17 protein-coding genes and 1 pseudogene are annotated in these 20,169 nt (G+C 44.6%); 7 read left to right on the top strand and 11 right to left on the bottom strand.

Annotation, left to right across the window (positions count from 1 at the left end; genetic code table 11):
* Positions 1-277 precede the first annotated feature (277 nt).
* The 3 genes from QQK21_RS19975 to aspA form a co-directional block, all read right to left on the bottom strand.
* Positions 278-1,723: a YfcC family protein gene (locus tag QQK21_RS19975; RefSeq protein ID WP_284193930.1), complete on the bottom strand. Its 1,446-nt coding sequence runs from the start codon at positions 1,721-1,723 to the stop codon at positions 278-280.
* 353 nt (positions 1,724-2,076) lie between these two features.
* Positions 2,077-3,384 carry an anaerobic C4-dicarboxylate transporter gene (locus QQK21_RS19970; RefSeq protein ID WP_284193929.1) on the bottom strand — a complete coding sequence of 436 codons (1,308 nt, stop codon included), beginning with the start codon at positions 3,382-3,384 and terminating at the stop codon, positions 2,077-2,079.
* 150 nt (positions 3,385-3,534) lie between these two features.
* Positions 3,535-4,983 carry an aspartate ammonia-lyase gene (gene aspA / locus QQK21_RS19965; protein ID WP_284193928.1) on the bottom strand — a complete coding sequence of 483 codons (1,449 nt, stop codon included), beginning with the start codon at positions 4,981-4,983 and terminating at the stop codon, positions 3,535-3,537.
* Between the two features lie 294 nt (positions 4,984-5,277).
* Between aspA and QQK21_RS19960 the strand changes: the two genes are divergently transcribed.
* Positions 5,278-5,769 (top strand): FxsA family protein, encoded by a 492-nt coding sequence (locus QQK21_RS19960; RefSeq protein ID WP_284193927.1) that lies wholly within the window; start codon positions 5,278-5,280, stop codon positions 5,767-5,769.
* 318 nt (positions 5,770-6,087) lie between these two features.
* The gene (locus QQK21_RS19955; RefSeq protein ID WP_284193926.1) at positions 6,088-8,694 is read left to right on the top strand and encodes an ExeM/NucH family extracellular endonuclease; all 2,607 of its coding nucleotides are present in this window, start codon (positions 6,088-6,090) and stop codon (positions 8,692-8,694) included.
* 48 nt (positions 8,695-8,742) lie between these two features.
* Here QQK21_RS19955 and QQK21_RS19950 read toward each other — a convergent pair whose 3' ends face one another.
* Entirely contained in the window at positions 8,743-9,144 is a 402-nt protein-coding gene (locus QQK21_RS19950; RefSeq protein WP_284193925.1) for a hypothetical protein, read from the bottom strand.
* A gap of 353 nt (positions 9,145-9,497) precedes the next feature.
* On the opposite strand from QQK21_RS19950, the gene QQK21_RS19945 reads away from it, so the two are divergent.
* The 5 genes from QQK21_RS19945 to QQK21_RS19925 all read left to right on the top strand — a co-directional run bounded on the left by QQK21_RS19945 (position 9,498) and on the right by QQK21_RS19925 (position 15,260).
* Positions 9,498-10,076 (top strand): aminodeoxychorismate/anthranilate synthase component II, encoded by a 579-nt coding sequence (locus QQK21_RS19945; protein WP_284193924.1) that lies wholly within the window; start codon positions 9,498-9,500, stop codon positions 10,074-10,076.
* 389 nt (positions 10,077-10,465) lie between these two features.
* Entirely contained in the window at positions 10,466-11,680 is a 1,215-nt protein-coding gene (locus QQK21_RS19940; RefSeq protein WP_284193923.1) for an aspartate aminotransferase family protein, read from the top strand.
* A 204-nt stretch (positions 11,681-11,884) separates the two neighbouring features.
* Positions 11,885-12,904 (top strand): arginine N-succinyltransferase, encoded by a 1,020-nt coding sequence (astA, locus tag QQK21_RS19935; RefSeq protein WP_284193922.1) that lies wholly within the window; start codon positions 11,885-11,887, stop codon positions 12,902-12,904.
* 17 nt (positions 12,905-12,921) lie between these two features.
* Positions 12,922-14,379 carry a succinylglutamate-semialdehyde dehydrogenase gene (gene astD, locus QQK21_RS19930; protein WP_284193921.1) on the top strand — a complete coding sequence of 486 codons (1,458 nt, stop codon included), beginning with the start codon at positions 12,922-12,924 and terminating at the stop codon, positions 14,377-14,379.
* 89 nt (positions 14,380-14,468) lie between these two features.
* Positions 14,469-15,260: a DUF1338 domain-containing protein gene (locus QQK21_RS19925; RefSeq protein ID WP_284193920.1), complete on the top strand. Its 792-nt coding sequence runs from the start codon at positions 14,469-14,471 to the stop codon at positions 15,258-15,260.
* A gap of 69 nt (positions 15,261-15,329) precedes the next feature.
* On the opposite strand, the gene QQK21_RS19920 is transcribed toward QQK21_RS19925, so the two are convergent.
* The 7 genes and pseudogenes from QQK21_RS19920 to QQK21_RS19890 form a co-directional block, all read right to left on the bottom strand.
* Entirely contained in the window at positions 15,330-15,974 is a 645-nt protein-coding gene (locus tag QQK21_RS19920; protein WP_284193919.1) for a type 2 periplasmic-binding domain-containing protein, read from the bottom strand.
* A gap of 355 nt (positions 15,975-16,329) precedes the next feature.
* The gene (gene crp, locus QQK21_RS19915) at positions 16,330-16,962 is read right to left on the bottom strand and encodes a cAMP-activated global transcriptional regulator CRP (protein ID WP_004410522.1); all 633 of its coding nucleotides are present in this window, start codon (positions 16,960-16,962) and stop codon (positions 16,330-16,332) included.
* 242 nt (positions 16,963-17,204) lie between these two features.
* Complete coding sequence (locus tag QQK21_RS19910; RefSeq protein WP_284193918.1) at positions 17,205-18,074, bottom strand: phosphoribulokinase; 870 nt, start codon at positions 18,072-18,074, stop codon at positions 17,205-17,207.
* Between the two features lie 82 nt (positions 18,075-18,156).
* Positions 18,157-18,375, bottom strand: coding sequence for a YheU family protein (locus QQK21_RS19905; protein WP_284193917.1), 219 nt, complete (start codon positions 18,373-18,375; stop codon positions 18,157-18,159).
* 39 nt (positions 18,376-18,414) lie between these two features.
* Positions 18,415-19,392, bottom strand: a complete 978-nt coding sequence (locus QQK21_RS19900; protein ID WP_284193916.1) for a hydrolase — start codon at positions 19,390-19,392, stop codon at positions 18,415-18,417.
* 8 nt (positions 19,393-19,400) lie between these two features.
* The gene (locus QQK21_RS19895) at positions 19,401-19,880 is read right to left on the bottom strand and encodes a TIGR02444 family protein (RefSeq protein ID WP_284193915.1); all 480 of its coding nucleotides are present in this window, start codon (positions 19,878-19,880) and stop codon (positions 19,401-19,403) included.
* Positions 19,877-20,107 (bottom strand): annotated as a pseudogene (locus QQK21_RS19890) (ABC transporter ATP-binding protein); the annotation flags it as partial. The pseudogene QQK21_RS19890 and the gene QQK21_RS19895, both read right to left, overlap by 4 nt.
* Between the last annotated feature and the right edge of the window lie 62 nt (positions 20,108-20,169).

The raw sequence follows: 20,169 nt of genomic DNA, 5'->3' as shown, positions 1-20,169 counted from the left end.
GTGAATGGTTAACTAATGTACTCTATTTTTGCCAATACTATATACGTACTAACTATAACGTCATGCGGGAATATAATTTTTAGATAGATGGTTAGGATATAAAAATAGCTGGTTGGATACTTATTTTATTTATTCACAGGGAAAGATTGTGATAGATATTTTGGCCATAAATTAAGGTCAGATTACTCTTTTGGGAAAAGCGACACATCTCAGTGTTTTTGAGAATCGTATGATGTAAAAAGCCGCATTAGGCGGCTTTAGCTTAAACGATGGTGGTTTAGAGTATGGCCCCGAGACTTATCATGATGATGCACAATACAGTTAAAATGCCGAGCAGTGGAGCGACCCATTTTATCCAGCGAATATAGGGAATACGGGCAATTGCTAGTCCTCCCATAACAACAGCGGAAGTTGGAGTGACCAAATTTACGAGACCTGAAGCTGATTGATAGGCTGTGATGACGAGATCTCGTTCCACTCCAGCAAAATCGGCAAGAGGCACCATTATTGGCATGGTTAATACGGCTAGACCCGAGGTAGAGGGCACGAGAAAAGAAAGCAAAATTTCTAAAAAGAACATCACATTAATAAATACGACAGAGGATAATCCCGTGACGGCTTGTTCTGCGGAGTGAAGTATGGTGTCAGTGATCATGCCTTTATCCATCACAACGACGATGCCACGTGCAATGCCAATGATGAGGGCGACACCCAACAAATCACGAGCGCCATCAATAAAACTGTTGATGAAGTTCTCTTCACTCATGCGAGCGACTACGCCGACCACGATAGCAGCAGCAAGAAACATCGCGGATATTTCGGCCATCCACCATCCAGCGATCGACACTCCGTATATCATCACTGCAAATGATGCACCAAATATCAATAATATCGCTTTGCGGCGAGTTGTGAACTCCAGTGATTCCCCTGTGAGAGAGTGAAGAAAACGCTGTTTGTTTTCTTCATAGCTATCGTACACGATGGACTTAGTTTGATCACTGCGCACTTGACGGGCATAGCGCATGACATAGGCGACACATACACACCAGCCTATAACCAATATCGCGGCACGCAACAAAATGCCATCAGTAAATGGAATACCTGAGGCGTTAGCGGCAATGACGGTAGCAAAGGGGTTAATTGTCGAACCAAGCACACCGATTCCGGCCCCGAGCAAAATGGTTGCCGCTGCCACTACCGGGTCAAAACGAGCAGCCATCATCACAGGTACTAACAAAGAGTAAAACGGCAGAGATTCTTCCGCCATGCCATAAACCGTGCCACCAGCGGCAAACAAAGCCATAAGAATAGGAATCATCATTTCTTCTCGGCCACGCAGAGCACGAGTAACACGCTCTATTCCAGCATCAATTGCGCCAGTATTGGTGACAAGGCCAAGAAATCCCCCCATGATTAACACAAACAAAGAGACATCAATGGCTGCCGCTTGATAGCTTTCGTGATCGTAAAAGCCATCAATTGGCGCAAGCAAGACATCGATAATGCCCTGAGGATTAGCGTCAACGGTCTGGTAGGTGCCTGTAATGGGGACTTCACGCCCTAAGTCTTGGTTCATTGTACGTTGATATTGCCCAGCTGGGATAATCCACGTCAGCACAGCCATCAACACAATAAGGATAAACAGAATGGTGTAGGCAGACGGAAATTTGAGTCTGGAAAAAAAACCGTCTTTTTTTCCACTGAATTTATTCTGTAAGGTCATCGAGCTCTCCTAACTTCTATCTGGTAAGAAGTGAATAGAAGCAAATCAAAGGTGGTATATAATGGCATAAGATTGGGAAATTTTAGTTGTGTTTTTATTTTAATGACAACTTTAAAATGGTCAGTCTTCACAAAAACAATATGTAATTATTTTTACTTTAGTATGTTGGATAAAAAGAGGGTTTGTAGATAATATACGATTATTTATGAGATGTGTTTAAATTAAATTGAGTGAAATGTAATATTAATATTTGTGTTATTTTTAAAATATACGAATTTCATTTTTTGACGACATAAGCAGAACCCGTGATAAATTTACTATGGAGGCGATATAGCCTCCATTTTCACATTTGACTAAATAAGCAGCCCACCAAAGGTGAAGCCCAAGGCTACGGCTGACGTTATAGTGACCACTCCTGGGATGAAAAAGGGATGATTAAACACATAGCTGCCGATTCTGGTTGACCCTGTGTCATCCATTTCTACGGCCGCGAGTAAGGTTGGATAAGTAGGCAAAACAAATAATGCACTGACCGCAGCAAATGAAGCGACGGCCGTCAGTGGGGCAACACCTATTGCTAAGGCGGCTGGCATGAGAGCAACGGTTGTTGCGCCTTGGGAATAAAGCAGCATTGATGCGCAAAAAAGTACCATGGCTAGCATCCAAGGGTAATCGGCGAGTAGTACTCCAGCCATCTCTTTGATGCCATCGACGTGAGCATTAACGAACGTTGATCCTAACCAAGCGACGCCAAGAACACACACACAAGCTGTCATGCCGGAACGAAAGGTTGAGGCGCTTGGGATTTTGGATGCATCAATTTTAGTGAAAATAACAATAGCGGCAGCAGCCGTTAGCATCACAGCTATGATGGCTTCATTGCGTCCAATGGCTGGATCAGTGATGAGGCCAACGGAGTTTGAGATTGCTGCGGCGTAGCAAACTACAAAAGCAATGGCAATGAGGAAGATATAGGTGGCAGTTTTGGCTGTAGGTAAAATATGACGCTGCTTTTCTGTGGTGAGCTTAACCAGACCTTGCTCTAAACGTTGTTGATAAATGGGATCATTTTTTAGCTCGCAGCCCATAAAATTGGCAACGAATGCGCCTATCATGCAGGCGATAAAAGTCGTTGGGATACAGACGGCCAACAAAGTCAGATAACCGACACCTTTTGGCGCGAGCATGGAAGAAAACGCGACAACGGCGGCCGATATTGGAGAGGCGGTGATGGCTATCTGTGACGCAACGACGGCGATTGACAGGGGCCGAGATGGTCTAACGCCTTGGCCCTTGGCAACTTCAGCAATAACAGGGAGCGTTGAAAAAGCAGTGTGACCTGTCCCTGCCATTAACGTCATTAGAAAGGTCACAATAGGAGCATAAAACGTGATGCGCTCTGGGTGCTTACGAAGAAAGTTTTCCGCTAATTGCACCAGCCAGTCCATGCCTCCGGCGACTTGCATTGCGGCAATAGCGGTGATCACCGACATTATGATCAGGATAACATCAACGGGAATATAGGCTTGGCTGGTTGGTACACCGAGTAAAAAAGACAGTGCAATAACGCCTGCGCCACCGGCAAAGCCAATACCAATACCGCCGATTCTTGCACCTAGGAAAATGAACAGCAGAACAACCAATAGCTCAACCATGATCATAATCGATACCTCTTATATTTTTTGTGATAGCAGGGTATTAAACACTCAGTATTTGGATAAATGGGAGAGAGTTTAATCCATGTTTTAATTGTGGGTTAAAATTTGGTGCCCAAAAAAGGGCCTTAGTTAGGCCCTTAATCGGTTTGATCCTTACTGATAGCGTTTTGCTTTGTATTTGGGATGCATGAAGTTTTCGGCGTTTAGGATATCGTCGAGTTCCTCTTCCGTCAGTAATCCACGTTCTAGCACAACGTCTTTGACACTCTTGCCTGTTTCCGCGCAGATTTTACCGACGATGTCGCCTTCATGATGACCAATGTACGGGTTGAGGTAGGTGACGATGCCAATCGAGTTGTATACATACCCTTCACACACTTCTTTATTGACTGTGATGCCATCAATACACTTATCGCGCAGGTTGACGCATGCATTGGAAAGTAAAGAAATCGACTCAAACATACTTTGGGCAATCACTGGTTCCATGACATTGAGTTGTAATTGACCGCCTTCTGCGGCAAACGAAATGGTATTGTCGTTACCCAATACTTTAAAGCACACTTGATTGACGACTTCAGGTACCACAGGGTTCACTTTCGCTGGCATAATTGAAGACCCGGCCTGTAGTTCTGGCAGGTTAAGCTCATTGATACCAGCGCGAGGACCAGAAGATAGAAGGCGCAGATCGTTACATATTTTCGATAGTTTAACCGCGAGGCGTTTGAGAGCGCCATGAGTCATTACATAAGCGCCACAGTCTGATGTTGCTTCAATCAGATCTTCTGCTGGAACCACATCTAACCCAGTGACCTGTGCCAAATGCTTCACAGCCAACTGTTGGTAACCTTCAGCCGCATTAAGCCCAGTGCCTATTGCTGTTGCGCCTAGATTAATTTCAAGCAGTAGCTTGGATGTGTACTCAAGGGCACGGATTTCCTCATTTAAGGTGACGGACCAAGCATGGAATTCTTGGCCTACTGTCATGGGTACTGCATCTTGGAGTTGCGTGCGGCCCATTTTGAGTATGTCTTTGAATTCTGTGCTTTTAAGTGCAAATGCACCTTTCAAATATTCTATCGATTCAATCAGTGTTTGGACGCTGTTGTAAACCGCAATACGAAAGCCGGTTGGATAAGCACAGTTGGTTGATTGGCTCTTGTTGACGTGGTCGTTGGGGTTAATGAACTGATATTGCCCTTTTTCTTTACCCATAAGTTCCAGCGCGACGTTAGCGATAACTTCATTGGTATTCATATTGACAGAAGTACCGGCCCCACCTTGAAATACATCAGAGGGAAACTGATCCATGCATTTGCCCGTCTCCAAGATAAGATCGCATGCCTTGACGATATATTGCGCAATGTCTTGGGGCAGGACACCAAGCTCACTGTTGGCAAGAGCCGCCGCTTTTTTGGTCATGACCATACCGCGAATAAATTCGGGCACATCTGAAATGGTGGCATTTGAGATGTTGAAGTTTTCAATTGCCCGCAAAGTATGGATGCCGTAATAAGCATCGGCGGGAACATGTCGCTCACCGAGAAGATCTTCTTCAATACGCGTTGAGTGAGTTGGGTGTAGGGTCTCAGTTAGGGTAGCCATTATAGGATCCTTAGATAATTATTCTGATGATAAATACAAATGCTCGCCATTCTGCAACTTAAGAATCCATTCGTCAGAGTTTTTGGCTGTAAAATACGTCCTGACTTATGTGGCTCATGATACTTCACTCAGCGGATAAAAATAGTAGGTCGATCACTTTTTTGTTTTTTGGCCAAGTGAATTATTTCTCTTACCCAATGGGGATGAGATTGCGTGCCGCAGGATGAATTTTATGGCTTTCGTTTGAGATTTAGCCGACTTTGAGCTTACACTAGGGCCAACAAAGGAGGGCATGTGTTTGCTATCGTATTCTTAATATTCATATTGGTTCCTGTTATCGAGATAAGTTTGTTTATTTCGGTTGGCGATTATCTTGGCTTATGGCCAACGATCGCCATGGTGTTTTTGACGGCATTTGTTGGTGTCTCTTTGGTGCGCAGTCAGGGGCTACAGACATTGCTTTCGGTACAAAGTCGCCTTCAACAAGGAGAGCTGCCAGCGCAACAAATATTTGAAGGTGTTCTACTTGCTGCCGTTGGAGTGCTGCTTTTTATTCCGGGCTTTTTGACCGATGCGATGGGTATGATAGTGCTTTTACCAGCACCGCGGCGCGCTTTGGCCAAATATCTAATGACAAAAATGGTCGTGAAAGCGTCTGCGGGTTTTGGCGCACACCAGTACCAAGAAGAACGTTTTACACACCGCAGAAACAATGATGGTCATACCTTTGAAGGTGAGTATGAGCGTAAAGATGATGACAATAATAATCACCTCAACAAGCCATAGTATCGATAGAGGGGATGGTGGATTCGTCCCTTTATTTTTCGAGTCTTTATTCTAGTTTAGGGGCCAATCTGCTCACATCTTGATACCTAGCTTCCAATTTGTAACATGACGTTGCAGACTCAGTGAAAGTTTGACGCTTATTCAAATATTTATCTTATCTATGAGATCGAAATCTCAATGTCACTGAATGTTGTTTTTAGTTTCATAAAAAACATCAACACTGGTCGAGCTTTATAAGTCTTTTCTCAACAGGAAAAGGGAATTGAAACGCGCTTTCTATACCCTATATAACAAAGGAAGCGACGCAAGGTGGACAGAATGAAACAACAACTAACTCCTACCCTACTTGCAGCAGTGGTCGCAAGTGTTCTCTCTACGCCAGCAATGTCTGAGATCATTATTTCTCAATACGTCGAAGGTAGCAGCAATAATAAAGCCATTGAAATCGCCAATACCGGTGAGACACAAGTGTCGCTTGATGGTTACAGTTTGGCCAAATCAATCAATGGTGACGGCAATTGGAATAGCAAGCTGTCATTAGATGATAAAGTCATACAGGCGAAAAGCGTCTTAGTGATTGGCCATTCGCAATCAAACGAGGACATTCAAAACCTCTGTGATTTTTTAGATAATGATGTACTTGGCTTCAACGGTAATGATCCGATTGCGTTACTCAAAAATGGTCAAGTGCATGATATCATTGGTGATATGGGCGGAAATAATTTTGCTAAAGATGTCACATTAACACGCAGCCAAGATGATTTTTCTCCTTCCTCTCATTATCAAGCTTCAAATTGGCTAGAATCAGATAAAAATGACATTCAAGGTTTGGGCGAGCTTAATGGTGGCCAAGCACCAGAGCCGTTTGCTTGCGAGCAAGACGGTCATGAGCCAGTCTTTACCTCAATTCAAAAGATCCAAGGTGAGGGCAGTCGCTCTCCATTACTTGAAGATGGTGATTTTATCTCAGATCAAGAGGTGTATGTAAAAGGCATAGTGAGCGCGGTCACCCGTGGCTTAACCAAAGGCTTTTACCTGCAAGCGCCGGACGATGATGGTAATCCTAAGACCTCAGAAGGTCTATTTGTTGAAACCAACCAATCTCAGTCTGATCTCAAACCGGGCGATTTGGTGTGTGTAAAAGGTAAAGTGCAGGAATACTATCAGCAGACCCAGCTAAAAGCGGGTAACAATACATGGGAGAAGCTGGGCGAACACACACCGCCAGTTGCAACAGAGATCGATATGTTGGCCGACGATGCCAGCTTTGAACAAACGCTAGAGCGCTACGAAGGTATGCTGGTTAGGACCACCGCAGATTTAGATATGCGCGTTACGCGAACCTTTGGTTATGATTATGATGCCAAACGGAATAACCTCGCTTTAGCCAAAGGGCGGGTTAGCCTACATCCCAATCAGAAATTTGCTGCCGGTTCAGAGAGGGCTAAGCAGCAAAGTACGGACAATAGTGATCGGCGTTTATTTGTTGAGTCTGACCACAAAGCGCCTAATGGCGTGATTCCTTATTACCCTGACTTTGGTTTAACCGATGTCGATCAAGACGGCTCAACCGAAGATTATATTCGCATTGGCGATACTATCGTTGGGCTTGAAGGGGTGCTAAGTTACAGCTATGGCGATTATCGTTTAATTGCCACCAATACCTTAAGCAAAGACAATTTTATTCGCCGCTACCCACGTACTCAGCAACCAGAGGTTGAAGAAAAGGGCGATTTAAGAATCGCAACCTTTAACGTACTTAACTATTTTAACTCTCCTTTTGGTGGTGATAACAATCCTCATGGAGATAACCGTGGCGCTAAGACCTATGCAGAATTTGAAATTCAGCAAGCCAAAATTGTGAATGCCATTTTGCGCCTAGATGCCGATATCATAGGGTTGATGGAAATTGAAAATAATGGCTTGGGCGAAAATGGTGCTATTGCCCAGCTTGTTGAGCAGTTAAACCAGCGGATTGATAACAAAAAAGATCGTTATACCTTTGTCGCCCTAGATACCAATGGTGACGGCATTAAGGACAAAAATGATTATATCGGCACGGATGCCATTACCACTGGGGTGCTGTATCGACCGAAGGTGGCCAAACTCAAAACACCGCGTGTGATTGAGATGCCAAGCCAACAAGCGCCAGAGGTGCTTGATGGTGATGGAAAAGTGATTGAAGATGGTAAGAATTACCAGCGCAATACACTCGCCCCCACTTTTAAAATTAAAGGCAAAAACAAACAAGGTTTGCTCACGGTTGCGGTTAACCACTTTAAGTCAAAAGGCTCCAAATGCTGGGAAGACGCAGCGCCCATCGATGAGGGTGGTCAGGGTGGACAAGACCTCGATCAGCAAGGCGCGTGTGAGAACTTCCGTGTTGCCGCTGCAGTGGCACTCGGCGAGGCACTGAAAGATATTCCTGGCCATAAAGTGATATTGGGCGATTTAAATGCTTACGGTAAAGAAGACCCGCTATTGGTGCTGACCGATTACAGCCAAAAGCAATATGGCAAAGTGATTAAAGCGGCGCGTAATACCTATATTGGTGGCGTAGAGCAATTTGGCGATCAGGGTGAGGTCATTCATCACAGCTATGGTTACATTAATGCGGTTGCCACTAAACATCCAGACAACTGGAGTTTCTCATACAATGATGAAGTGGGTGCGCTCGATCATATCTTGATAAGTCCTAGTCTTGAAAAATATGTCGTCGATGCCACTGAGTGGCATATTAATGGCGGTGAGTCGACCCTGTTCGAATACAGTGATAAATACACAGGCAATTTGCCCAAATATAGCGATCACTTTCGCTCATCAGATCACGACCCTGCGGTGCTTGAGTTAAAAATGGCCGGCTCATTTGGTTTGGGCGCTGTCTTATCTTTATTTGGTCTAGCCCTATGGCGCAGACGTAAATAAGGCTCGCTGTAAAATAAACCCCGCCACTGCAGGCAGTGGCGGTTGATATTACGACTCGTAAAGATTGGTTGGCGCTTCCGTTTCGCAGCGCTCTAAATCGTAGTCGAATGTTACAGCCCCTTTACCTCTGAGCGCTATCCTGACCACCATTCCGCGCTCGAGATACCAACGAAAGTCTTCACAAGACATACGATAGCTAAGCTCTTTGGTATGAACTGGATTCCAACGGTATTTTCCAGCCAGTTGCTTAGTGTAATAAATTACGCCGTTATCGAGCACTTTGAAGCCTTCTGCACAGTTGAAGTCCTTTTTCGCTTCATCAATGGTTTGTTGTGATGCTGTGGTGTGGATGCTTTCTACTGAGGTGGTTTTAATGCAAAGACAGCAAGGCCAGCCACTGCAAGGTATTTCAATTTCATTTATTGTTCTCGTTAATTTACTATCAATCATGTTCACTTTTTGACAAGTCGAAAATTATAGAGATAACCATTGTCAATGTGTAGCGATGATTCTATAAATTATCTGCAGCTGGCGATGATTAAATGATAATTGGCAGCAAGTCTCATATATGGAAAGGTTTAACTCTGTGCATTTGGTCAACACAAGCAGCAAGGTATCTTCCGCGATCATTTGAAAATGGAAGTTTGTTTTTAGCTGGCGTTGTTTTTGTGAGCAAATGAAAGCACTTTGACGGTATTGATGCTCGCAAGGGGCAAGCGAGTGTCAGTTAATCCTTGCCTTTCGGCTTTGGTAATGCACAATACCGCCTCATCTATGCGATTTATCAAAACCATTTAAGAGCTATGCTGCTGATCATCGATAATTACGACTCTTTTACCTACAACTTGTATCAGTACTTTTGTGAGTTGGGCGCAGAGGTTAAGGTGGTGCGTAACGATCAAATGAGTCTTGAACAGATTGAAGCGCTCAATCCCACGCATTTGGTGATCTCACCAGGTCCATGCACGCCAAATGAAGCAGGTATCTCACTCAGCGCCATTAAGCATTTTGCAGGTAAATTACCTATTTTGGGTGTGTGCTTAGGCCATCAAGCCATTGCGCAAGTGTTTGGCGGAGAAGTGGTGCGCGCACGCCAGGTGATGCACGGTAAAACATCCGCTATTCGCCATAATAACCGCAGCGTATTTACCCGACTCAATAACCCACTCACTGTCACTCGTTACCACTCGCTGGTGGTGAAAAATGATAGTTTACCCGATTGCTTTGAGCTAACCGCATGGACAACGCGAGAAGATGGTTCAATGGATGAAATCATGGGTTTTCAACATAAAACTCTGCCGATTGAAGCAGTTCAGTTTCATCCAGAATCAATCAAAACCGAGCAAGGCCACGAGTTACTGGCTAATTTTTTGCGTCGATGAGCCGTTTCCCTCTAACTAAAGTCTGATAACGATCACTTTTTTTAACATTTTTTTCATATTTCAATCAGAGAATATGTTGTGAAAAACTATTCGCTTTCCCTTTATGTATTCACCTCCTAACCCTGTAATCACCATGCTTAACGACAGCTTATGTTAGCTATAAGAATATATTGCTTCATAAAAGCAGTGACTTAATGCATAAATACTCAACCAAAGTGAGGAGCTGCCTTTTCAAAGTGAAATAAAAGGAATAATTCACTATTGAAATGGTTAATTAAATGTAAATACAATGCCGTAATTGCTTATATGCAAAACAAAATGTGCTTTCAGTAACAAGAGAGCAGGGATGCAAAAGTTGCCTGGCATGCGGTATCGAGAGGGAATGTGCGATGACAGTTGAAAGTAAAGTAGAACGCGGTTTGTTTGATGAGGTCATGGTACCTTGTTATAACCCGATGGAAATGGTGCCTGTGAAAGGTGAAGGTGCGCGCGTTTGGGATCAGCAAGGTAAAGAATACATCGATTTTGCTGGTGGTATTGCGGTGAGCTGTCTTGGACATTGTCACCCAGCCATGGTCAAAGCGCTAACAGAGCAAGGGCAAAAGCTGTGGCACCTTAGTAATGTGATGACCAATGAGCCAGCGCTGCGTTTGGCGAAAAAACTGACTCAAGTGAGCTTTGCAGACAAAGTATTTTATGCCAACTCAGGTGCAGAAGCTAACGAAGCGGCGCTTAAGCTTGCACGTCGCTATGCAGCAGATAAGTTTGGGCCAGAAAAATCTGAAATTATCGCTTTTACGCAAGGTTTCCATGGCCGCACTTTCTTTACCGTGACCGTAGGTGGCCAAGCGGCATATTCTGATGGTTTTGGTCCAAAACCCGGCGATATTACCCATTTACCCTACAATGATGTCGACACCTTACGTGCGCATATTTCTGATCGCACGTGTGCCATCATGATGGAGCCGCTTCAAGGTGAAGGCGGTATCATCTCGCCAACAGACGAGTTTGTACAAACAGTTCGTGAGCTGTGTGATAAACACAATGCTTTACTTATTTTTGATGAAGTACAAACAGGCAATGGCCGTACAGGTCACTTTTATGCTTATCAAGGCCTCGGTGTGACTCCAGATATTTTGAGCACTGCAAAATCACTCGGCGGCGGCTTTCCAATTGGCGCAATGCTCACCACCGCAGAGCTGGCTGAGCATCTTAAAGTAGGGACACATGGTTCGACTTATGGGGGCAACCCGCTGGCTTGTGCTGTGGCTGGAGCTGTGGTGGATATTGTCAGCGATCCAGAGACGCTAAAAGGTGTCGCAGAGCGCGAAACTTGGTTTAGAGAAGGTCTCAATAAACTCAACGAAAAGTATCAGATGTTTGCCGAAATTCGCGGTAAAGGTCTCTTGCTTGGCGCAGCACTCAATGAAAAGTGGCAAGGGCGCGCTCGTGATATTTTGGTTGCAGCGGGTAAAGAAGGCTTGATGGTGCTGGTTGCCGGCACCAATGTCGTGCGCTTTACGCCATCCTTGGTGATCACTAAGCAGGAGGTTGAGGAAGGATTTTCTCGCTTAGACAAAGCCTTAGCGACACTGAGTAAATAATTAAAAAAAACATCGGAGATCGCTTTATCTTGTCGGCGATCTCCCTTTTCCAGTTCCACGCATTATGTATTCCAACATTAAGACGATATAGAGTTTTTGACCCCATATAACCTGTTGTGAATACCACTTGGTTGCCATGATGAAACACGGCAACCACAAGTCAATGATAAGTGGTACTGGCACATGCATCAGGAGGGATTATCGATGCTAGTTGTTCGCCCGATAACAATGTCGGACTACGATGCTTTGCATACTTGTGCTGTCGAATCTGGACATGGATTCACATCACTTCCTGTCAACGAAGAACTATTGACTAATCGTATCAAACACTCTGAGTACAGTTTCTCGAAACCCAATGTGACAGAGCCAGGCGATGAAGGCTATTTAATGGTCGGTTTTGATAGTGAAACTGGTGAAGTGGCAGGATGTACAGGTATTGAGGCGTCTATTGGCTGGGATGTGCCATTTTACTCGTATCACATCAGTACTATTGTTCACTCATCTCCCAAGCTTGGGGTAAATAATGTAGTGAAATTGCTGACATTTGGTAATAACTACACAGGTTGTAGTGAGATCTGTACGCTTTTCTTGCGACCTAGTTTTCGCGGCGGACTGAATGGCCGTTTAATGTCAAAGTGCCGTTTTTTAATGATGGCCGAGCATCGACATCGCTTTTCAAAAACGGTATTTGCCGAAATGCGCGGTGTATCCGATGAAGAAGGCAACTCACCGTTTTGGCAATGGTTGCAAGAACATTTTTTCTCGATTGATTTCACTTTGGCTGACTATTTAACGGGGATTGGTAAAAAAGGCTTTATTGCTGACCTTATGCCCAAGCTACCTATCTACATTAATCTACTCAGTAAAGAAGCTCAGGAAGTGATAGGTCAGGTACATGAAAACACCAAACCTGCACTACGCCTACTTGAAAAAGAGGGTTTTACTTGCCGTAACTATGTAGACATCTTTGATGGTGGCCCGTCAGTGGAATGTGATGTCCGCAATATAGAGTCTGTGCGCCATTCATTCCGCGCAAAAGTTGTGATTGCAGAGCACTCCAGCTCGCAGGATTACCTGATATCAAATACCTCATTTGAAAACTTTAGGGCGGTAGCGACCAAGGCTGCTTATGATCAGGCGTCTGAATCTGTGATTTTATCTTCAGAAGCGGCCAACGCATTGGAAGTAAAACAAGGCGATTATGTTCGCCTGTTGGCTCAGTAATCGAAAGGAATAGGAATATGACACATTGGATTGCAGGTGAGTGGGTTGCAGGGCAGGGCCAGACGATGAACTCCACAAGCCCATACAACAATGAAGTGATTTGGCAAGGAGAAAGCGCCTCTCCCGAGCAGGTTGAATTGGCGGTCAGCGCGGCTCGGCGGGCGTTTAGCGATTGGAAAAAGCGCAGTTACGCTGAACGTGAGTCAATCGTGCTGGCTTTTGCTGAAAAAGTAAAAGAAAACAGCGAACAAATCGCTGAAATCATCGCCAAAGAAACGGGTAAGCCTTTGTGGGAAACCCGAACTGAAGCCGCTGCCATGGCTGGTAAAATTGCTATTTCTATTCGTGCCTATCATGAGCGAACGGGTGAAGCCCAGCGTGAAGCTGCGGGTAACCATATTGTGTTGCGCCATCGCCCTTTGGGTGTGATGGCCGTCTTTGGCCCTTATAATTTCCCTGGGCATTTGCCCAATGGCCACATTGTCCCAGCACTACTGGCTGGTAACACAGTCATTTTTAAGCCGTCAGAACAAACGCCATTAACCGGTGAGTTCGCAATGAAGTTATGGCAGCAAGCAGGCCTACCTGCAGGTGTGATTAACTTGGTTCAAGGAGCGAAAGAAACCGGTGTGGCATTGGCCGATTCAAAAGGTATCGATGGTTTACTGTTTACGGGTAGTGCCAATACAGGTCACATTCTTCATCGCCAGTTTGCTGGTCAACCAGACAAAATGCTGGCTTTAGAAATGGGTGGTAACAACCCCATGGTGATTTCTGAGCAATATGGTGACCTAGAGGCAACGGTTTATACCATTATCCAGTCAGCCTTTATCAGTGCAGGTCAACGTTGTACATGTGCACGTCGCCTTTATGTTCCAGCGGGTGAGAAAGGTGATGTTCTGGTGAGTAAATTGGTTGACGCCACGCAGAAGCTTCGAGTGGATCAGCCATTCGCCGAACCCGCGCCATTTATGGGCCCGCAGATTTCGAAAGCGGCGGCAGACTTTATCCTGCAAGCGCAATCTAACCTAGTGAAACTCGGCGGACAATATTTATTAGAAGCCAAAGCGGGTGAGGCTGCATTTGTTACACCTGGCATTGTCGATGTGACGCCGATTGCCACATTGCCAGACGAAGAATACTTTGGTCCTTTGCTTCAGGTCGTTCGATATAACAACCTAGAGCAAGCGGTTGAACTTGCCAATGATACGCGCTTTGGCTTATCCGCTGGGCTGGTTTCTACTGATGATAGCGAGTGGGAGTATTTTGTCGATCACATTCGCGCCGGAATCGTCAATCGTAACCGTCAGCTCACAGGAGCAAGTGGTGATGCGCCATTTGGAGGTCCTGGAGCCTCGGGTAACTTGCGTCCAAGCGCTTATTATGCTGCTGATTATTGTGCTTATCCCATGGCCTCAATGGAGGGTGACGAAACTGTTTTACCTGCCACCTTGAGCCCAGGAGTAGAGCTATAACCTGCAATTCATCAATGGCAAGGTAAAGACTCGCTGCTATTTTGCTGCGAGTCTGATACTCATCAGATAACCCTAAACAAGGAGGCGCTATGACGCCAGACGTTTTATTTCAGTCGCTATGGAATGACTATATCAACCGCTTGTGTCCCTCTGCTGACAAAGTTCACCAACTTCTGCAAGAAAACGAGCCACTTATCAACGATCATATTGCTTTGCGAACGTTTAACTTAAGCCCTGTTGGCCTAGATGCCATCGCCCAGCCTTTTATTGATGTCGGCTACCGTCCATGTGGGGATTACCAATTTGAAGCGAAAAAATTGGTCGCCAAGCATTACGAACACCCAGATCCAAAGCAGCCTAAGGTGTTTATCAGTGAGTTAAAAGTGGAAGAGTGTTCTCCAGAGTTACAGGCCATAGTGACGAAATTGGTTGAACAAGTCGATGTAAGTAAACTCAAGAGCTATCAATTTTTATCGGCTGGTCGTCTTTGGGCGCTGAGTTTTGACGACTACCAGCAACTAGCCAAAGAAAGTGAATATGCTTCTTGGCTCGCAGCTCATGGCTATGGTGCGAATCACTTTACCGTGAGTGTCAATCAACTCGCCGCTTTTGATGAGGTTCAGCAAGTTAATGATCATTTGCGCCAAGCTGGATTTACGATTAATGAATCGGGCGGCGAAGTGAAAGGCTCGCCAGAGGTTTTGCTCGAACAGTCTTCTACTATGGCTGATAAAGTGCCAGTTTCATTCACAGAAGGGACTCAGACTGTCCCAGGCGGCTTTTATGAGTTTGCCAAACGTTACCCGATGAATAATGGCGATTTGTATCCCGGTTTTGTTGCTGCCTCGGCCGATAAGATATTTGAAAGCACAAATAATTAATGGGTTTAAACGCATGTTACCCAATAAACTTGAGTCGATAGAAAAGGCGCCATGATGAGGCGCCTTTTTTTATTCGCTTACACTGAGCCAGTACTGATCGGGGATAGAACGTGTTTCTTCACTTAAGTGAGGATTATCTATACTAAACGCTTTTCTGCTTTTTATACCCGCTTGCTCGAACGTTTTCTTCACCAATGGTGACTGCTCAAAAAAGGCAACAAATGATCCATCTTTGTATGATGCTTCAAACGCTTTTTGTAGCATCTCTGCCACTTCTGGGTTTGTCGGACTGACAAATAACAGCATCGGAAAACGGTAAATCAACATTAGCTTGTCATCGACCACTAGATTGGTTAGCTCGCTACGCTGGGCGACTTCACTGTATGGCTCGATAACGGCTCTTGGAAACAAGTCTGTTCGTTCACTATCAACAATGCGGAAGATATTATCAAAACTCGGTACTTCTCTTACCTTAAACCCACCCGATGTTAAGACTTTTACATCTGCCCAGCCTTGACCTTGTATCATGCCAAGCTGGCGAAGTTCTTCGATGCTATTGATAGCGCCTAATTTGGCTGCAGTGGTCTTGTTGGTGATAAAAATACGGTGACCAAGAAGCCCTCGGAACACAGGGTAGCGAATAGGAATCAGCTCTTGTTCAAGAGTTTTATCTGCGCCCAGCCAATCTATGGTGATTTTTCCTTCTTTGAGCAAGGTCACTTTTCGAGATTGAGAGTCAACAGGCGTTTTGTAGGGCTGAAGTAAAATACCTTCACCCGATTTATCGACGAGAAATTGAATCAGATCGATAGCATAGCGATCAAGCTCTGAACCTTATCGGGGAAGAGGGTGCACTATGGTGGTTTGGGCAATGGCCCAAGATGAAGTTAGGCTGCAAGCCAGTAACAGTGCAGAAAAAAATCGTATGAACATGTGGCCATCCTACTTGAAATTTATGGGTAAAAATCAAAATAAGAGTAGGATAACGCAGACCAATTAACAAATGACAAGCCAGTTACAAACCAAAGCCGAGTTACGAATACACTCGGCTTTATGTTCAAAACAGAGGTTATCGAGTGCCGTAGACGACGATCGTTTTACCATGAGCTGAAATTAGGTTTTGCTCTTCCAGCATCTTCAAAATACGGCCAACGGTTTCTCGAGAACAACCAACAATTTGGCCAATCTCTTGACGAGTAATTTTGATTTGCATGCCATCTGGGTGCGTCATTGCGTCCGGTTGCTTCGCTAGGTTTAAAAGCGTTTGAGCAATACGGCCAGTGACGTCCAAGAATGCAAGGTCACCCACTTTTTGACTGGTTACTTGAAGGCGACTTGCCATTTGAGCAGACAGGCGCATTAAGATATCAGGGTTGACTTGAATGAGCTGGCGGAATTTTTTGAAAGAAATCTCTGCCACTTCACAAGGTGATTTCGCTCGAACCCACGCCGTGCGCTCTTGGTCTTCTTCAAATAAACCAAGTTCACCGATAAAGTCACCTTGGTTTAGGTAAGACAGGATCATTTCCTTGCCTTCTTCGTCTTTGATAAGTACCGCAACCGAACCTTTGACTATGTAATAAAGCGTTTCCGCTTTCTCACCAGCGTGGATCAATGTGCTCTTAGATGGGTACTTATGAATATGACAGTGTGACAGGAACCATTCTAATGTTGGATCAGTTTGAGGTTTACCTAGAACCATAATATCTCACTTCCTCTGCAGGGTACGCTTGCTTCTTTCCATGTTTTAGCTAAGCCTTGAATCTAGACTTACTAGGATAAGAGCACTTTACAAATGCTGCAAGCCATCTTTGTTTCGGTTTCAAATAGTATCTTCTTTTTGAATTGATTTCTTGATTTTAATTGCCTGAGCTTGGTTATTTTGTGCGCAAAAATGTGCACCTGATCACGCTATGGAAAGTAATCCTGTATATTAAGTAAGTCTTAACCAATTTTGCCCACTTCAATCAGTTGTTGGAGTATTGGCCTTACTATCAATTCGACCGCGAAACTCATCTTTCCACCCGGTACGACAATGGTGTTGTGACGCGACATAAATGAGCCATCTATCATTGCCAACAAGTAGGGGAAGTCGACGTTTTTGATTCCGCGCAGACGGATAACGACAAAACTCTCATCAAGGCTTGGGATGCCTTTAGCGTTGAGAGGATTTGAGGTATCGACCGTTGGTACTCGTTGGAAGTTAATGTGAGTGCGAGAAAACTGAGGGGTGATGTAGTTGAGGTAATCATCCATAGAGCGAACGATAGAGTCCATGACTGCTTCTCGGGAATGGCCTCTGTCACGAGTATCTCGGACGAATTTTTGAATCCACTCTAGGTTGACGATGGGGACCATGCCAATCAAAAAGTCGACATGCTGCGCAACATTCACTTCGCCATCCACGACGCCGCCATGTAACCCCTCATAAAATAGCACATCAGAGCTCTCTGGCAGCTCTTGCCAAGGAGTAAAAGTACCGGGCATTTGATTGTAAGGAACCGCCTCATCAAAGGTGTGTAGATAGCGGCGAATTTTTCCTGTGCCTTCATTACCAAATTTGCGAAAAAACTCAGCCAAAGCAGGAAAGTCATTGGCTTGGGGGCCAAAATAGCTGATATGACGTCCTTGTTCACGCGCTTTGCGAATTTCAACATCCATCTCAGGGCGAGTAAAACGATGGAAGCTGTCTCCTTCAACCCATGCTGGTTTGACTTTCATCATGTTGAACATTTTTCGAAAAGCTTCTGATGTGGTCGTGGTACCTGCACCGGAAGAGCCAGTAACGGCGATAATTGGATGTTTTGCTGACATGACAACCCTTGTCTATAGATAACTGTCCACTGTTGCATTTCACTATAACATGCTTTGCAAAAACAGTGCGGTATGCTGTGTTTTAAAAAGAATATTTTTGTTTGAGTTGGATATCGACACTTTCATGAAGTTCGGAGAATACGATTACGGCATCACCTGACTCGATTTGTTGTTTTATCTGATCAATTTTATCTTGTAGCGATATTTCAGTATCACCGTAGTCAGTGCCTTCTCGCAGGACAAATTCTTTAATTAAGTTGTCGAGAGTCTCTGGGGCAATTTGTTGCCAAGGAACGATCATAAATACCTCTGTCTTTTATGTTCGATAGTATGCATCTGGCTAGTTAGATTCAGCCAAACTTTGGTAGTAAGCTGGCAGTGTTTCTTCGAGCCAAAACCTAGGTTTTAGAGCGCTTCCGGTGACAAAACCGACGTGACCACCTTGGTCAAAAAGTCGATAATCAATGTTGCTGGGTAAGGCATATTTAGGAATGACGGCTTCTGTCATGAAGGGATCGTCTTTCGCATGGATGATTTGCAGCGGAATGCGAATATCTTTAAGTTTGTGAATGCCAGAGCAGCGGTTGTAGTAGTCCTCTGCATCGTCAAAGCCATGTAAAGGTGCAGTGATGAGGTCATCAAACTCATAAAGTTTGGTCACTCGCTTAATGCTTTGGTAAGAAACGTCTAACTCACCTTTGATTAGGTGATGTTTGCGTAGTGCGCTTTTTTTAAGTGAAGAGAGCAGATAGGTTTTATAAACTTTCGAAAAACCTTGTTCAATTCGTGCCGAGCATGCAGAAAGATCCAGTGGTGCTGAAATGATCGTAGCTGCCTCGAGCATGGGATCTTGGTTGTATTGCGCAAGATAGTTGGCCAACATGTTACCACCCAGTGATATACCCACTGCGATTTTTGTCTGATGGGGAAACTCTCGATTAATATGCTCGAGAAAAAAACGGGCATCTTCTATTTCACCAGAATGATAGCTACGTGCGTTATGGTTGGGTTGGCCACTGCAGCCACGAAAATGCATCATCACAGATAACCAGCCTTGGCTTGCAAAAGCGTGCATTAGGCCATTTGCATAAGGGCTATAAAAGCAACCTTCTAAACCATGAAAGAGAATAAAAATCGGTTTTTTCTGTGCTTTCTCAGTTTGCCAGTCTTCGCTCCATGCCAGATCCAGAAAATCATTATCTTGAGTATTCAGCCTTTGCCATAGGGGTTCAAACAGGGCTTTCTTGCGAATGAAGCGGGGGGCCAGCGTTTGTAAGTGTGGATTAGACAAACCTTTGGCTGCAATGAAATGAGTCATAATATGTCCTATCTATGAGTGATTTCTTCCAAAGGTTGAGCAAAGGCTTGATGCAAATGCTCTCCTCCGAGCTGACGGCAGTACCTGAGTGTCAAAGGCTCATCTTGGTTGCGCAATAAGGTGATGCTATTGATGCAATCAACGAGGTCAGATTGTTGCTGTTTTTCAAGTTGAAGCTCAAATTGAAGCGACTCTCTGTACAAGGTTTCTGGAACATGAGATTTGAGTTTGCGGCGTAAATCTCGGTAGCTGTGAAGTAAGGTTTCAGAGCGTCCCAAGCACTCTTCAACTTTGTGCCAGTCTTGATCTCTAAAAGCGGCTTGTTGCTCGTCAAGCCATTTGAGGAGAAGCAATAGGTTGACATTGCCCTTGAACTGATTTTGTAAATGGAGACACGCATCTTTGACTTCTCGGACGCTATAATATTGCAAACTAAATTGCCATAGTCGTTCTAGCGTTAGGGACACAGATACGTGTTTTGGGTTCATTGGCGATTAAATTCCTGTTCCATCTGTTCGAGTTCTTCTTGCCGTGTCATCCATTCCAGTTCGACTTCCTCAAGCTCGGTTTTCGCTTGGCTTTGAGCGGCGAGCACCTGATTAAGTTTAGCTTTATTTTCTGACTCATACAGTGAGTTATCGGACAATTGTAATTCTACTTGGCTAAGGGTTGAACTCAAACTGTCCATCTGTGCCTCTAACTTTGTTAATGCCTTGTGTGATCACCAAGCGATTCTGTCGTACCTTAATTACCAAGCGACTTTGTCATTACGTTAAC

Source organism: Vibrio zhanjiangensis, assembly GCF_030161235.1.
Lineage (GTDB): Bacteria > Pseudomonadota > Gammaproteobacteria > Enterobacterales > Vibrionaceae > Vibrio > Vibrio zhanjiangensis.
This window is presented reverse-complemented; position numbering and strand designations above follow the sequence as displayed.